The following is a 15997-nucleotide window of genomic DNA, read 5'->3' as shown; positions in this document are numbered from 1 at the left end:
ATGGGGCTTTAGTCCAAACTTAATTTTTACGCAAAAAATTTACCATGCCAAAGCTAGGAGTCAATATTGATCATGTCGCCACAATTCGCCAGGCAAGAGGAGAACTTCTTCCTTGTCCTGTAAATGCAGCAAAAATTTGTGAACAAGCAGGGGCGCATAGCATTGTTGCGCATTTACGAGAAGATCGACGACATATAAATGATAAAGACGTTTGGCAGCTGAGAAAAGAAGTCAAAACTCGCTTTAATCTTGAAATGTCTGCGAACGAAGATATTGTAAAAATTGCATGCCAACTAAAACCTGATCAAGTAACGCTTGTCCCGGAAAAACGTAAGGAGCTCACGACCGAAGGGGGCCTTGATGTGATTCGACATTCCTATCGGCTAAAACAAGTGATCAAGCGTCTCAGCCAAAAAGGTATTGCTGTAAGTCTTTTTATTGATGCAGAAAAAAAACAAATTTTAAGATCAAAAGAACTTGGCGCAAATTCCATCGAACTTCATACCGGACAATACGCCAATGCAAAAACAAAGCTAAACAAAGAACGAGAACTTAAGAAAATAAAAAACGCTGCAAAATTTGGAAAAGAAATCGGCATCATTGTTAATGCCGGCCACGGACTAAACTATCAAAACACAAAACCAATTGCAAAAATCAAAGAAATAAATGAGCTTAATATCGGGCACTCTATCATTGCTCATTCGATTTTTGTCGGCCTTAAAAAAGCTGTAAAAGATATGATGAAACTGGTGAAATAAAATGATTCTAGGTCACGGAACAGATATTGTTGAAGTCGAACGCATCTCAAGAGCCATCAAAAGATGGGGCGATGATTTTCTAAAGCACGTCTTTACAGATCAAGAGATTGCCTATGCAAAAAAAAGACGATACCCAGAGCAACACCTCGCTGCGCGTTTCGCTGCTAAAGAAGCTGTTTTGAAAGCGTTAGGTGAAAATGCACACGTCGGATGGAAGGACATCGAAATTATAAACCAACATAATGGCAAGCCATCTTGTATTTTTCATATAAAAGAATTTAACAAAAAAATCTTTGTCTCGTTATCCCATACAAAAAACTATGCGGTTGCCAACGCCATTATTACGATGTAATTCAAAATCACACAAAAATACTTTTGGCCATGTCCTTGTTATTGCCGGGTCAAAACGTATGCTAGGGGCAGGTGTCCTTAGCAGTCTTTCCGCTATCCGCTCTGGAGCAGGTCTTGTTACTCTCGGCATTCCAAAAAGCCTTAACGCCATCGCACAAAAAAAGATTTCTCCAGTCATCATGACCTGGCCTCTAAAAGAAACAAAAGAGCAAACAATTTCATGCTCTGCTTTAAACGATATCAAAAAAGAACTCTCAAAATATCAATCCGTTGCAATCGGCCCAGGGCTCTCGCAGAACAAAGAAACGAAACGTTTTATCTTAAAAGCAATTTCATCGATAAAGAACCCCATGGTTATTGATGCCGATGCTCTAAATGCTTTATCAGAAAATATCTCTATTCTAGAAACAAAGGGAGGCGTGCGCGTTCTTACTCCGCACTTAGGAGAAATGGCCAGGCTAACTGGAAAAACAAAAACATATGTTGAATCAAACCGGGAATCCGTAGCCAAAACTTTTGCAAAGAAATATGATTGCATTCTTGTCTTAAAGGGATCTCGTACTGTCGTTGCATCTTCTTGGGGAAAAATCTATGTCAACAAAACTGGAAATTCTGGGCTTGCAACAGCTGGAACTGGAGACGTCCTAACGGGAATGATTACTGCATTCTTAGCACAAGGGCTTTCAGGTTTTGATGCTTCTAAATATGCAACTTTTTTGCATGGAAAAGCAGGAGATATTGCAGCAAAGAAAAAAACTAAGGTTTCACTTATTGCAACAGATTTAATTGATAACATTCCCGCTGCTTTTAAAAAAGCACTTCAAGATTAAGATCTTAAAACTAAAAAGGGCTCATGGAAATATTTCCATGAGCCCTTTTTTATCAACTTTTTTATTCTTACAAATGTCGTTCGATCGGTCCTTCAGTTTTCTCAAAAATAGGTTTAATTTCTGGACGCGGACGTCCGAAACAAATACCCAATGTTTCGTGCAATGAAGCAACATCTAAATCAACGTGACGCTGTTCAATAGCTTTCTTTGTTTCCATGTAGCGAATTTTCTTTCCGCTAACGCCAACAACGGTAACGCCATCAATACCTTCACAAAGAAGAAGGACCGCTGCGGCTCCAGCTTCTTTACCAAAATTTGCATCATAAGCAGAGGATTGTCCGCATCGAACCAGATGTCCTGGTGCAACTGAACGCACTTCTGGTATTTCATACAAACCTTCCACATACATCTTTTGTTTTTCCATAAATTTCTTAATTTCAGCATCTTTTTTAAAACGCTTTGTAAGTTCTTGGCAAACATATTTTCCAGATCCAGTGAGTTTTTTATGTCCAAACGCATCAACTCCAGCAGATTCATCAACTAATTCTTCACCATTCGAATTTCTTAAACCCTCAGCAACAACAATTAAATATGTTCCAGCGCGAACATCGCTTTGTTCGATGCGTCTTGAAAAACGTTTCTTAACATGATGATAAAGCACATCAAAATCAACAGGAATCTCTGGAATAAGAATAGCGTCTGCATCAGCTGCCACTCCACCACGAAAAGCTGTATGACCTGCATATCGACCAAAAACTTCCATAACAATAATGCGGTTATGTGTTCTTCCCGTTGTCTTTAAATCCTGCGCAAAAGTGGCTATGCGACTAATAGTTGAATCCGCTCCAACAGAATATGTCTGAAGATCAAGATCCATGGTTTTTGGCGCATGGACACATTTAATCCCATGCTCAGACAGGTCAACAATAACACTTCCGGTGTCATCACCACCGCTAATAACAAGGCCATCAATACCGAATTTCTTAAGACCTTCTTTAATGCGATCATATTTTTTATCATCTTTAATTTTCTTAATCTTAACACGTGAATGCCCAGCCTCAGAGCCAGCCAAAGCTGAACTAACTGAATCAATTCTTTCTGGAGTAAGTTCCACAAGACTATCAAAATCAGATAAATTATAAAGTCCTGCGTAACCATTTGGTATTACATGGCAAGAAACACCTTTTCGATTTGCCATTTGTGCAACACCTTTAACAACAGCATTAAGCCCTCCGCAATCTCCACCGCTTGTGATAATTCCAATTTTCTTCATCAAAAATCTCCTTTAAATGAGCGCATAACTTACGTGACTAGCAGAAACGCTAAGTTATCTGCGCGAATTTATCCCGTACGTGCAGCGTATCGGGATTTCTAATTAATAAGTTGAATCAACCCTTACAACGAACAGAAGCTAGCGTATCATATTCACTGTTTAAAATCAATTGTAAAATATTAAAATAAGCAAGGAAGAGAGGCCGAAAAAAGAGCAGGCTTGCATTAATATAAAAACATACTTTACAGCGATAAAGAAATCTGTTATAAGTAAATCTCGTTTTAAAGAATATTATTTATAAAGTATCAAATATAAAGATAAGTTTGCTGTACCATGTTTTTCTAATAATCAAATTATGAAAAGCAAGTATAGCGCAATTCTTTCTTAATTTTAAACTAAGGAAAATTGCTGGCGTAGCTCAGCTGGTAGAGCAACTGACTTGTAATCAGTAGGTCGGGGGTTCGAAGCCTCTCGCCAGCTCCATTTCTTTATGGGCAGATACTCAAGCGGTCAACGAGGGCAGACTGTAAATCTGCTGCGCCTGCGCTACGGAGGTTCGAATCCTTCTCTGCCCACCAGTAATTTTTGCGAGAGTAGTTCAGTGGCAGAACACAAGCCTTCCAAGCTTGATACGAGGGTTCGATTCCCTTCTCTCGCTCCATTTTTTACTTAAAGGAGCTGCGAAACGATGAAAGTCACCCTATTTCTTCCAACGTTAAATGAAATCCAAGGATTAAAAGCAATCATGCCACGCATTAAAAAAGAGTGGTACGATCAACTTTTAATCGTAGACGGCCAATCAAAGGATGGAACAATTGAATACGTGAAAGAACAAGGCTGGCCGTTAATTATCCAAAAACGAAAAGGATTGCGCCATGCCTATATTGAAGCACTTCCGCACATTGAAGGCGATGTTCTTCTTACCTTTAGCCCAGATGGAAACAGCATTCCAGAACTTATCCCTGACTGCATCAATAAAATGAAAGAAGGCCATGACATGGTCATTGTTTCACGATACGCCGGTAAGGCTAAAAGCTATGATGATGACATCGTCACCGCTTTCGGAAATAAAATGTTTACAACTTTCATTAACCTTTTCCATGGTGGACACTATACAGATGCTATGGTAATGTTTCGTGCCTACAAAACAAAACTCATTTACGACCTAGACTTGCACAAACATAGCAGTTATGAAACAGAAGAGAAGCTTTTTCATACAGATGTTAGCTGGGAGCCACTTTTATCAATCCGAGCCGCCAAAAGAAAACTAAGCGTTGCAGATATTCCAGGTGACGAACCAGCAAGAGAAGGCGGAGAACGTAAACTTCAAATTATCCGCTGGGGCTCAGCTTACATGTACGAAGTTTTCAGAGAAATTTTTGTCTGGAAATAATCGAATAGCGCTTATTCTCGTCCTTTTTCTTATCCTAAAATTACGACATTTCCCTTGCAAGACCATTAGAATATAATATAATTAAGTAAATATATTCATATTAATAGGAAAATTCTATGAAACAAACAAAGATTTCAGTTATTGGCGATGGCGGCTGGGGAACAACTCTAGCCATTCTTTTATGCAAAAATGGTCATTCTGTCTGTCTATGGGGAGCTTTTCCTGAATATATCAAAAAAATGCAAAAAACTAGAAAAAACCAAAAATTTCTACCCGGCATTGATATCCCTAAAAAAATAATGCTCCTAGAATCTCTTAAAGATGCGCTTAATTATTCTGATGTTATTGTCCTTGCAGTTCCTTCAGAATTCTTAAGATCGACTTTAAAGGAAATTAAAAAGAACGATATCTCTAAAAAAATATTTTTAAGCGTTGTTAAAGGAATCAATACTTCGTCGCTTAAAAGAATGTCAGAACTTATCCATGAAGAGCTAGGGGCCGTTAAATTTGCTGTTTTATCAGGGCCAACAATCGCCATTGAAGTGGCCAAAGGCATTCCGTCAACAGCTGTTATTGCCTCTCATAATGCGCCGCTTGCGAAGAAACTCCAGAAAGTTTTTAACTCTCCAACCTTTCGCATTTATACAAATTCTGATATTATAGGAGTAGAGCTAGGCGGCAGTATCAAAAATATTATTGCCATTGCTTGTGGTGTTTGTGATGGACTAGGATTAGGAACGAATACAAAAGCTGCCATTTTATCTCGCGGCCTCGCAGAAATGTCTCGGCTTGGAAAAGCGCTTGGCGCAAAATCAAAAACATTTTCAGGCCTTAGCGGTCTAGGAGATCTAACAACAACATGCTTTAGCCCTAAAAGTCGCAACCGTTTTGTTGGAGAACAGCTAGGAAAAGGAAAGACCTTAAAAAATATTATGTCGTCAATGGCAATGGTTGCTGAAGGAGTCCCAACCGCCAAAGGGGTTTATCGATTAAGCCAAAAATGCAACATTTCAATGCCAATTACAGCAGAAGTTTTTAATATTCTTTATAAAAATAAAAAAGCTTCTATTGCTGTCAGAGACTTGATGAATCGAAGAATGAAATCTGAATAAAATTATTCGGAGCGTAGCGCAGTCTGGATTAGCGCACTTGAATGGGGTTCAAGAGGTCGTGAGTTCGAGTCTCACCGCTCCGACCAATTCTAAAGAAAAGAGGAGATATCATGACAGATAGTCCAATAAATCCAAACGAAAGAGAAGACCGTCGAAAATATCCTCGCGTTGAAAAACATTTTATTGTTACTTTCTTTGAAGCTGATAAACAAGATGCAGAGCATAGCATTTCACAACTAAGAAATATTAGCCGTGGTGGGGTTCTGTTTTCAAGTAGCGTTATACACGCCCCTGGTAAAAAACTTCAGATCATGATCAAGACACCTTATATGGCAAGTACCCTTAGCGTTCAGGGAACAGTTCTAGAATGCAAGGAAAGAATCCCTGGAGTGATCTATGAAATCCGCGTTGAAATTAAAGATCTCGATGCTGATGCGGATGCGATTTTTAAGAAAATTGAAGAAGCTTTTTTAAAATCTCAACAAGATTATTAATTAACAAAAGGAATTTTTGATATGAGTAAAATTAATATTGGTTTAATTGGTTGCGGTACTGTAGGAGCCGGTGTTATTAAAATTCTTAAAAACCAAAATAAAACTTTTTTAAAAAGATTTCAAACAGAATTTGTCGTTAAAAAAATCTGCGACAAGAATTCTGCGATTGCAAAAAAAATAAAACTATCAAAGAATCTTTTCACAACCAAAGCAAACGATGTATTAGATGATGAGAATATTGATGTTATCATCGAACTTATTGGAGGGACACATCCTGCCAAAGAATTTATCTTACAAGCGCTTCGATCTAAAAAACACGTGATCACCGCAAACAAAGCTGTTATTGCAAAATACGGGCCTGAACTTTTTAAAGAAGCAATCAAACAAAAGAAAAATATTTATTTTGAGTCATCCGTTGGAGCAGGCGTTCCAATTATCAATGCCATCACCGAAGGGCTAGCAGGCAACAATTTTACAAGTCTTTATGGAATTATCAACGGAACTTCAAACTTTATCTTAAGCGAAATGACGCAAACCCTATGCACCTTTGCCGATGCTTTAATAAAAGCTCAAAAAAATGGATATGCCGAAAGCAATCCAACGCTCGATGTCAATGGCATGGATGCTGCACACAAACTTAGTATCTTAGTTCATCTCGCGTTTGGAAAAGTTATTAATCTTAAAAATATTCATGTAGAGGGCATTACTCAAATTTCTCATGACGATATCAAATATGCGAAAGATTTAGGTCTTGTGATCAAGCCTTTAGCAATTGCGAAAATGGTAAATAACGCACTTGAGCTTCGCGTTCATCCAACGCTCATCGATGAAGACCATCCACTTGCATCTGTAAACGGTGTTTTTAATGCAATCTTTCTTGAAACTGATCCGCTGGGCGACATCTTACTCTACGGGCAGGGAGCAGGGCAGCTTGCCGCTGCCTCTGGCGTTGTCAGTGATCTCATCAACCTTGCGACAAAAGGCAAGAACATTGCCAGAACACGCATGAAAAATATTGCATATGAAAATCGCTCAATTAAACTAAAACAAATTGATCAAATCGAAACAAAATTTTATATCCGTTTACTTGTTACCAATAAACCGGGTGTCTTATCCAAAATTTCTGGCATTCTCGGAAAACATGGCATTAGCATTGGATCTGTCAATCAAAAAACTCAAAAGAAAGCGTCTGTGGCCCCTCTTGTCATGCTAACAGATTTAGCTAAAGAGAAAAAGCTTCGGATTGCCTTAGAAAAAATCTCAAAGCTAGCTCTTGTAAAAAGCAAGCCTGTGGCTATTCGAATGGAGAATCTGTAAAATGAAATGGGAAGGCATCATTAAAAAATATCGTGACTTTTTACCTGTCACGGATAAAACACCAATTGTTTCTCTTCAAGAAGGAAACACTCCTTTAATTTTATCAAATTTCTTAAGTAAGAAAATTGGTCTTGATGTTTATTTAAAATATGATGGAGCCAATCCAACAGGATCGTTTAAAGATCGCGGCATGACGATGGCAATATCAAAAGCAAAAGAAAATAATGCCACTGCGGTCATGTGTGCCTCGACCGGAAATACATCTGCATCAGCAGCCGCATATTCAGCTCGGTGTGGACTAAAATGTATTGTTTTAATTCCAGATGGGAATATCGCACTTGGAAAACTTGCACAAGCCATGATTCACAACGCACAAGTTATTGCCATCAATGGTAATTTCGATCAAGCCCTAACGCTAGTAAAGGAAATTACATCAAACTATCCTATCGAGCTCGTCAATTCACTGAATCCATTTCGGATTGAAGGACAAAAATCAGCGGCCTTTGAAATTTGCGACTTTCTATCTAATGCGCCTGTTTTCCATGCTATTCCTGTCGGCAATGCCGGAAATATCACCGCATACTGGAAAGCCTACAAAGAGTATAAACATGCAGGAAAAACAACCCATCTCCCTAGAATGCTTGGATTTCAAGCTGCAAAATCAGCACCAATTGTCGATGGACACATTATTGAAAATCCAGAAACACTTGCAACTGCTATCCGCATCGGAAATCCTGCTAGCTGGAAAACTGCCGAACAAGCACGTGACGAATCCGGGGGAATCATCGACAAAGTAACGGATCAAGAAATTTTACAAGCTTACAAAATATTAGCTCAAGAAGAAGGCATTTTTGCAGAGCCCGCATCAGCGGCTTCTGTTGCTGGAATTTTAAAACTGCATCAAGCAAACTTTTTTGAGAATCAAAAAGGAACCATCGTATGTACGTTAACAGGCCACGGATTAAAAGATCCAAATCTCGCCATTGAAAACGTGCAAAAACCATCTGTTATTGAACCTGACTTGAAAGCGATCTTGAAGAAAATTGGATTTAAATAGACCCCTAAAAAATAAAAAAATACTTATTACCTGCGGACCCACATGGGTTCCGATTGATCAAATGCGCGTCATCAGTAACGCGTCAACAGGAGAGATCGGACATCGCATTTCCCACCTTTTATCTCGAGAAGGAGCAAACACGACTCTGGTCCAAGGACCCGTCACACATCCTCTTCGACATATGCCGAATCGCATTCTAAATTTTCGATTTTTTGATGAACTTTCGCGAATACTTTTGTCAGAACTAAAAAAAACATCCTATGATGTTGTTATTCATGCAGCTGCTGTTTCAGATTACAAGCTTCGCAAACCTTATACTAAAAAAATCAACTCGAATCTTTCTGAATTTAAATTAGATCTAGTTCCAACACAAAAATTAATTCAAAAAATAAAAAAAATTTCTCCAAAAACTTTTCTTGTCGGATTTAAGCTTGAATCAGATGCTAAAAAAGAATTTCTCATCGCTCGATCTGAAACACTGATTCAAAAAGCCAAATGCAATCTTGTTGTTGTTAATGTCGCTTCGCAAAAATCATACACAAGCTTTATTGTTGATGAAAAGGGCGACGTTTTATCAAATCAACATTCAAAAGAACACATGGCTAAAGATCTCATTGAACACATAAGGAAAAAACTTTGAAATACATTGTCGTTGTGCCTGATGGGATGGCTGATTATCCCATTAAAGAGCTCGGAGGAAAAACTCCGCTAGAACATGCCAATACTGTCAATATGGATTTTATTGCACGAAATGGGCTAATTGGCTCTGTTTACACTATTCCTAAGGGTCTGCCTGCTGGATCTGATGTTGGAAATCTTTCTACCCTTGGATATGATCCAAGAAAATTCTTTTCTGGAAGAGCGCCGCTTGAAGCTGCTAATCTTGGAATTAATCTAGCAAACGATGAAATTGCATTTCGATGTAATCTTGTCACTATTGAAAATAATGTCATGATTGACTATAGCGCTGGGCATATTACATCGAAAGAAGCCGGAACCATCATTGATTCTCTAAACAAAGAAATAAACATCCCCAATGTTACATTTTATCCTGGAAAAAGCTATCGACATCTTGTGGTCATTAAATGTCGAGACCCAAAGGCTCTTGCAAAAATTAACTGCACACCTCCGCATGATATTTCAAATCAAAACATTAATTCACATCTACCAAACGGGATGCATGCGCAAACGCTTTTGGCAATTATGGAAAAAGCAAAGGACATTCTTCAAAAACATCATATCAATGAAATCCGCATTGATTTAAAACAAAATCCAGCAAATAACATTTGGCTCTGGGGGCAAGGCATCAAACCTGATCTTCCTCTGTTCAAAGAAAAATTTGAACTAACAGGCTCTGTAATTTCTGCTGTGGATCTTGTCAACGGCATTGGAAAGCTAGCTGGCCTTGAGGTGATTAATGTTCCAGGCGTCACGGGATATTATGATACTAATTTCTCAGGAAAAGCTCAATACGCTCTTGATTCTTTAAAAACAAAAGATTTTGTTTTTATTCACATTGAAGCACCTGACGAAGCAAGCCATAATGGTGACCTGAAGATGAAAATTGAGTCTATCGAACGAATCGATAAAGAGATTATTGGAGCCATTCTAAATCATTTTAACCTAAATGATGATTTTCGTATTCTCGTTCTACCTGACCATAGAACACCAGTTGAAAAGAGAACGCACACAAGCGAATCAGTTTGTTTTGAAATGTTCGGCAAAGGCATCCCTAAAAATGACAATATTTCTTTTTGTGAAAAAACATCTGATCAATCAGGACTTTCATTTGAAACAGGAGAGCAGCTGATGGATTGTTTTATCAACAAATATTTATAGCTAATATCAACTTTTTATACTGTTTTTAAGTATTATATAAATATTTTTTACTTGTATTTATTTCTATAGTTCTTATAATAACATTTCTGCTTATTTTGAAAAATTTAAAGAAAATTTTAACAAAAAAGAGGAATACGATGGAAAGAAGAATTATTGTGCAAAAATTTGGCGGTTCATCAGTCGCTAACATTGACCGTATCAAAGAAGTCGCCAAAAGGATTGTTTCCTATAAAAAACATAATCAAGACGTTGTCGTTGTTGTTTCCGCGCTAGGAGACACAACTGATGAGCTTGAAGAATTAGCATTTTCAATCGATAAAACGCCTCCTGAACGCGAAATGGATATGCTTATATCAACAGGAGAACAAATTTCGTGTGCTCTTTTAGCAATGGCTGTTAAAAAACTTGGACATGATGCCATTTCATTTACAGGTGGGCAAGTCGGCATTAGAACAGATAAATCACACACAAAAGCTAAAATCATAAAAATCGATGCCAAAAGAATTCGAAAAGCTCTAGAAAAAAGAAAAATTGTTATTGTTGCAGGATTTCAAGGCATTACGTCTGATCTTGAGATAACAACGCTTGGAAGAGGCGGCTCTGACTTAACAGCCGTAGCTCTAGCCAAAGCTCTGGATGCCAATGTTTGCGAAATTTATACCGACGTTAAAGGAATCTACACAACAGACCCAAGAATAGAAAAGAAAGCAAAAAAGATTTCAAGAATTACCTATGAAGAAATGCTTGAAATGGCTGCTTTAGGTGCCCAAGTTATGCAATCGCGCTCTATTGAGGTTGCAAAAAAATATAACATTCCAATGCATGTTCGATCTAGTTTTTCCAAGGAGGAAGGAACCATGATTATTAAAAAAAATGAAAAAATGGAAAGTGTCTCGGTTAGAGGCGTTACGTGCAACAAATCAGAAGCAAAAGTAACAATCTGTAACGTTCCAGATAAGCCAGGCGTTGCGGCTAGAATATTTACAGAAATTTCAAAAGCTGGTGTTAATGTTGATACCATCGTACAAAACATAAGTCATACCAGGCAAACAGATATTTCGTTTACTGTCCCAAAAACAGAATTAAGCAAGGCTCTTAAAACAATAAAAGACCTCTCCCAAAAAATAAAAATTGGCGATGTTCTTTCAGACAAAGACATTGCACGTGTTTCTGTGGTTGGTTCTGGCATGCGTTCTCACAAAGGCGTTGCAGCACAAATGTTTCAAGCACTCGCAGACAATAAAGTCAATATCGAAATGATTACAACATCTGAAATTAGCATATCCTGTATTATTAATCGTAAATTTGTTGATAAGGCTGTTCGTATTTTACATAAAAAATTTAATTTGGAAAGGATCGGATAATATGTCGACCATCACGATCTATGACACAACACTGCGAGATGGATCGCAAACTGAAGGTGTTTCTTTCTCTGCAAATGATAAAGTACGAATTGCTGAAAAGCTTGATGAACTTGGCGTTCACTACATTGAAGGTGGTTGGCCAGGCTCAAATCCAAAAGATAAAGAATTCTTTAAAATTATTCAAACACGGAAATTAAAAAACTCCATTATTGCGGCCTTTGGTTCAACGCGTCGCGCTAAAATCAAGCCATCTGAGGATCACAATTTAAAAGAACTAATCAAATCCCAAGCTAAAACAATCACTATCTTTGGAAAAAGCTCAGATTTTCATGTTCTAGATGTTTTAAAAACAACGCTAGAAGAAAATCTAGCTATGATTTCAGATTCGATCACATTCTTAAAGAAAAAGAAAAGAGAAGTCTTTTACGATGCAGAACATTTCTTTGATGCATATAAAAGAAATCCTGAATACGCGCTTAAAACATTATTAGCTGCACAATCAGCCAAAGCTGATTGCATCATCCTCTGTGATACAAATGGCGGAACACTTCCCGGTGAAATAAAAGAAATTATTTCTAAAATTAAAACAGAAATAAAAATTCCTCTAGGAATCCACTGCCACAATGATCTTGATTTAGCAGCCGCCAATAGCCTTATGGCAGTTGAATGTGGATGCACACAAATCCAAGGAACTTTTAACGGTCTAGGGGAGCGCTGTGGCAATGCCGACCTAACGACCATTGTTGGAATTTTACACACAAAAACAAAACATAAATCAATTCCAGCATCAAAAATAAAACACCTAACAGAAACGTCATATTTTATTAGCGAAATTAGCAATGTTAAACTTCCTGATAACCATGCGTTTGTTGGGCACTCTGCTTTTGCGCATAAAGGCGGCGTTCATATTGATGCCATGCTAAAAAATACGTCCGCATACGAACACATCGATCCTCAAGTTATCGGAAATCACAGACGATTTGTCACATCAGAACTTGCAGGCAAAATGCCAATCATACTCAAAGCTCAATCAATGAATGTCACTCTTGATAAAAAATCTTCTGCCGCTAAAAAAATGCTAAAAAGCCTTCAGGCAAAAGAGCATAAAGGCTATCAATTTGAGGCTGCGGATGCTTCATTTGAAATTTTTATGAAAAGAGAATTAAAAAAATATACGCCATTTTTTATCCTTGAAGGTTTTAAGGTAACAACTGAAAAGCGATACGATGGAAAAGTTTTTGCCGAAGCCTCTGTTCGTATCAAAGTTAAAGGAGAAGAAGTTTTTAGTGCTTCTGATGGCGATGGGCCCGTCGATGCACTTGACTGCGCCTTGCGAAAAGTTTTAACAAAATTCTATCCCGGACTTTCTAAAATGCACCTAACAGACTACAAGGTTAGAGTCATTGATTCAAAATCGGCAACAGCAGCGAAAGTCCGTGTTTTAATCGAATCTCAAGATGAAACTGATTGTTGGACAACAGTTGGTGTTCATGAAAATATTATCGAAGCCAGCTGGGAAGCCTTAATCGACAGCATTGAATATAAATTACTGAAAGATTCCAAAAAATAAAATGAACGAAATACCTGCACGCTACACGCCTCAAGAAGTTGAAGACAAATGGGGCCAAAGCTGGGAAGAAAATAACATTTTTCATGCCCAGTACAATAAAGATAAAAAACCATATTCTATTGTCATTCCACCGCCGAATGTCACCGGGATTTTACATATGGGCCACGCGCTCAACAATACGCTGCAAGATATCATCATTCGATACAAGCGAATGAAAGGCTTTGAGACGCTCTGGATGCCTGGCACAGACCATGCAGGAATTGCTACACAAAATGTCGTTGAAAAACAACTCGCTAAAGAAGGAAAAACACGTCACGATATTAGTCGCGAAGATTTTCTAGATAGACTTTGGGCATGGAAAAAACAATATGGCGATACAATCATCCATCAGCTAAAAAAACTTGGCTCATCATGTGACTGGGAGCGTACACGCTTTACAATGGATGGCTCATATTCAAAATCCGTTAATACCGTATTTGTTAAGCTTTATAAAAAAGGCCTGATCTACAGAGGACAATACATTATTAATTGGTGTCCACGATGCCACACGGCCCTTTCGGATGAAGAGGCCGAGCATCAAGATACGCAAGGGTCACTTTATCATATCCAATATCCTTTTAAAGATAACCCCAACCAATACGTCACTGTTGCCACAACCCGCCCAGAAACTATGCTTGGCGACACAGCAGTAGCTGTTAATCCAAAAGACAAACGATACAAAAATCTTATTGGCAAAATCCTCATTTTGCCTTTAATGAATCGTGAAATAAAAATTATTGCCGATGATTTTGTGGATCCTACATTTGGAACAGGCGCGGTTAAAGTAACGCCGGCTCATGATCCCAATGATTTTAATATGGGAAAACGCCACAACCTAGAATTCATTAACATTCTTAATGCGGATGCGACTTTAAACGAAAATACAAAAGAATTTAAAAATCTAGATCGCTTCGAAGCACGTAAGATTATCATCGAAAAACTAAAACAGCAAAACTTACTTGTTAAAATCGATCAACACCAACATGCGGTTGGACACTGCTATCGTTGCCATACCGTTGTTGAACCATATCTATCAAAGCAATGGTTTGTCAAAATGAAACCTTTAGCTAAGCCAGCACTTGATGTCGTCAAAAAAGGAAAAGTCAAATTTTACCCTGATCGCTGGACAAAAGTTTACGTCAACTGGATGGAAGGCATTCGAGACTGGTGTATTTCAAGGCAAATATGGTGGGGGCACCGCATTCCGGTTTGGTACTGCAAATCTTGCGGCGATGAAAAATTCATTGTTTCTGAAGAAACACCAAAATGTTGCCCAGAATGTAAAAAGGAGGATCTCTATCAAGATCCCGATGTTTTAGACACTTGGTTTTCTTCATGGCTTTGGCCATTTGCCACGTTGGGGTGGCCAGAAAAAAATGATGACCTAAAGTATTTTTATCCTACAAAATCGCTTTTCACCGCTCCAGAAATTATTTTTTTCTGGGTTGCGCGCATGATCATGGCCGGCCTTGAATTCATGGGAGATATTCCTTTTTCCGATGTTTATCTTCATGGAACCGTTAGAGATGCTGAAGGAAAAAAGATGTCAAAGTCACTTGGGAACGCCATTGACCCACTAGAAATCATCAAAGAATATGGGGCCGATGCTCTTCGCTTTAGCTTAATTATGAATTCCGGCCAAGATCTATTTATCTCTAAAGAAAAATTTGAAATTGGAAGAAATTTTGCAAATAAAATCTGGAATGCATCTCGTCTTATTTTCATGAATACAGCTGACTTAAACACAGCGCATCTAGACCAAGATTTTGCGGATATTAAAAAAGAAGATCTTGTCATGCCTTGCCAATGGATTCTCTCTCGGATGCAAATAACGCTTTTAGAGCTTGAAGATGCAATCGAGAAATACAAATTCTCAGAGGCCGAAAACATTATTTATGATTTTATTTGGAAGAATTTCTGTGATTGGTATCTTGAAATGATTAAAAACAACTTTGAAAACAAAAACGTTAAAGTTGTAACACTTTTTGTTTTAGAACAAATTCTTCGAATGATCCACCCATTTATGCCTTTTGTAAGCGAAGAAATATGGCACAACATCCATCCTGAAGACAAGTCTTTAGCAAAGCAATCCTGGCCGAAAACAAACAAAAAACTTATCAACACTTCAATTGAATCAGATATGAAAAATATTTTTGATCTTATTGTGTCTGTCCGTAACGTCAGAGCACAATGGCGCATCCAGCCTTCAACAAAAAGTGATTGCGTTTTGATTGGAACTAATAAAATTCTTAAAAGCTTTAAAGAGAACGCTGAAATCATACGCTCACTTTCAAGCATCGAAAATCTTAAATTTGGCAATGATTTCTCTTCAAAAGACGCTGCCGCTGGAATTTCTGGAGAAATAAAGTTTTATATTCCACTTTCTGGAATTATTGATATTGGTCGAGAAAAGAATAGAATTAAAGAACAGCTTTTTCAGAGTCAATCGGCTCTCAAAGGACTCTCTGCCCGACTTAAAAACAAAGATTTCTTAAAGAAAGCACCCAAAGACGTAATCGAAAAAGAGACCGTGCGCCTTAAAGAAATTACAAATAATATTAGCGAGCTAACCTCTATTATAAAGGATTTATCTTAACGAT

The 15997-nt window shown here is 37.9% G+C and carries 14 protein-coding genes and 4 tRNA genes; 17 read left to right on the top strand and 1 reads right to left on the bottom strand.

Annotation, left to right across the window (positions count from 1 at the left end; all coding sequences use genetic code 11):
* Window positions 1-44: 44 nt before the first annotated feature.
* Genes PHY73_04350 through PHY73_04340 form a run of 3 tightly spaced genes read left to right on the top strand, consistent with a single transcriptional unit; the run spans window position 45 to window position 1939 of the window.
* Window positions 45-758 carry a pyridoxine 5'-phosphate synthase gene (locus PHY73_04350; GenBank protein MDD3374935.1) on the top strand — a complete coding sequence of 238 codons (714 nt, stop codon included), beginning with the start codon at window positions 45-47 and terminating at the stop codon, window positions 756-758.
* Between the two features lies 1 nt (window position 759).
* Entirely contained in the window at window positions 760-1110 is a 351-nt protein-coding gene (acpS, locus tag PHY73_04345) for a holo-ACP synthase (protein MDD3374934.1), read from the top strand.
* Window positions 1079-1939 carry an NAD(P)H-hydrate dehydratase gene (locus tag PHY73_04340; protein ID MDD3374933.1) on the top strand — a complete coding sequence of 287 codons (861 nt, stop codon included), beginning with the start codon at window positions 1079-1081 and terminating at the stop codon, window positions 1937-1939. The genes acpS and PHY73_04340 overlap by 32 nt, the downstream gene beginning before the upstream one ends.
* A 67-nt stretch (window positions 1940-2006) precedes the next feature.
* On the opposite strand, the gene PHY73_04335 is transcribed toward PHY73_04340, so the two are convergent.
* On the bottom strand, window positions 2007-3212 hold the full coding sequence (locus PHY73_04335; protein MDD3374932.1) for a 6-phosphofructokinase: 1206 nt from the start codon (window positions 3210-3212) through the stop codon (window positions 2007-2009).
* A 407-nt stretch (window positions 3213-3619) separates the two neighbouring features.
* On the opposite strand from PHY73_04335, the gene PHY73_04330 reads away from it, so the two are divergent.
* The 14 genes from PHY73_04330 (at window position 3620) to PHY73_04265 (ending at window position 15993) form a co-directional block, all read left to right on the top strand.
* A tRNA-Thr gene (locus PHY73_04330) sits at window positions 3620-3695 on the top strand.
* 9 nt (window positions 3696-3704) lie between these two features.
* Window positions 3705-3790, top strand: a tRNA-Tyr gene (locus PHY73_04325).
* 9 nt (window positions 3791-3799) lie between these two features.
* Window positions 3800-3873 (top strand) — tRNA-Gly (locus tag PHY73_04320).
* A 27-nt stretch (window positions 3874-3900) separates the two neighbouring features.
* Window positions 3901-4605: a glycosyltransferase family 2 protein gene (locus PHY73_04315; protein ID MDD3374931.1), complete on the top strand. Its 705-nt coding sequence runs from the start codon at window positions 3901-3903 to the stop codon at window positions 4603-4605.
* 116 nt (window positions 4606-4721) lie between these two features.
* Window positions 4722-5717 carry an NAD(P)-dependent glycerol-3-phosphate dehydrogenase gene (locus PHY73_04310; protein ID MDD3374930.1) on the top strand — a complete coding sequence of 332 codons (996 nt, stop codon included), beginning with the start codon at window positions 4722-4724 and terminating at the stop codon, window positions 5715-5717.
* Window positions 5718-5724: 7 nt separating this feature from the next.
* Window positions 5725-5803: transfer RNA gene (locus PHY73_04305), tRNA-Pro, on the top strand.
* Window positions 5804-5827: 24 nt separating this feature from the next.
* Window positions 5828-6211 carry a PilZ domain-containing protein gene (locus PHY73_04300; protein ID MDD3374929.1) on the top strand — a complete coding sequence of 128 codons (384 nt, stop codon included), beginning with the start codon at window positions 5828-5830 and terminating at the stop codon, window positions 6209-6211.
* Between the two features lie 21 nt (window positions 6212-6232).
* Window positions 6233-7528, top strand: a complete 1296-nt coding sequence (locus tag PHY73_04295) for a homoserine dehydrogenase (protein MDD3374928.1) — start codon at window positions 6233-6235, stop codon at window positions 7526-7528.
* A 1-nt stretch (window position 7529) separates the two neighbouring features.
* Window positions 7530-8585 carry a threonine synthase gene (gene thrC / locus PHY73_04290; protein ID MDD3374927.1) on the top strand — a complete coding sequence of 352 codons (1056 nt, stop codon included), beginning with the start codon at window positions 7530-7532 and terminating at the stop codon, window positions 8583-8585.
* Window positions 8572-9225 carry a phosphopantothenoylcysteine decarboxylase gene (locus tag PHY73_04285; GenBank protein ID MDD3374926.1) on the top strand — a complete coding sequence of 218 codons (654 nt, stop codon included), beginning with the start codon at window positions 8572-8574 and terminating at the stop codon, window positions 9223-9225. The genes thrC and PHY73_04285 overlap by 14 nt, the downstream gene beginning before the upstream one ends.
* Window positions 9222-10424 carry a cofactor-independent phosphoglycerate mutase gene (locus tag PHY73_04280; protein ID MDD3374925.1) on the top strand — a complete coding sequence of 401 codons (1203 nt, stop codon included), beginning with the start codon at window positions 9222-9224 and terminating at the stop codon, window positions 10422-10424. Before PHY73_04285 ends, PHY73_04280 begins: the two co-directional genes overlap by 4 nt.
* Before the next feature lie 137 nt (window positions 10425-10561).
* On the top strand, window positions 10562-11788 hold the full coding sequence (locus PHY73_04275) for an aspartate kinase (GenBank protein MDD3374924.1): 1227 nt from the start codon (window positions 10562-10564) through the stop codon (window positions 11786-11788).
* A 1-nt stretch (window position 11789) separates the two neighbouring features.
* Complete coding sequence (gene cimA, locus PHY73_04270; GenBank protein ID MDD3374923.1) at window positions 11790-13358, top strand: citramalate synthase; 1569 nt, start codon at window positions 11790-11792, stop codon at window positions 13356-13358.
* A gap of 1 nt (window position 13359) precedes the next feature.
* Window positions 13360-15993, top strand: a complete 2634-nt coding sequence (locus tag PHY73_04265) for a valine--tRNA ligase (GenBank protein MDD3374922.1) — start codon at window positions 13360-13362, stop codon at window positions 15991-15993.
* The last annotated feature ends 4 nt before the right edge of the window (window positions 15994-15997 follow it).

This window comes from Candidatus Omnitrophota bacterium (assembly GCA_028693815.1).
GTDB lineage: Bacteria > Omnitrophota > Gorgyraeia > Zapsychrales > Aceulaceae > Aceula.
This window is presented reverse-complemented; position numbering and strand designations above follow the sequence as displayed.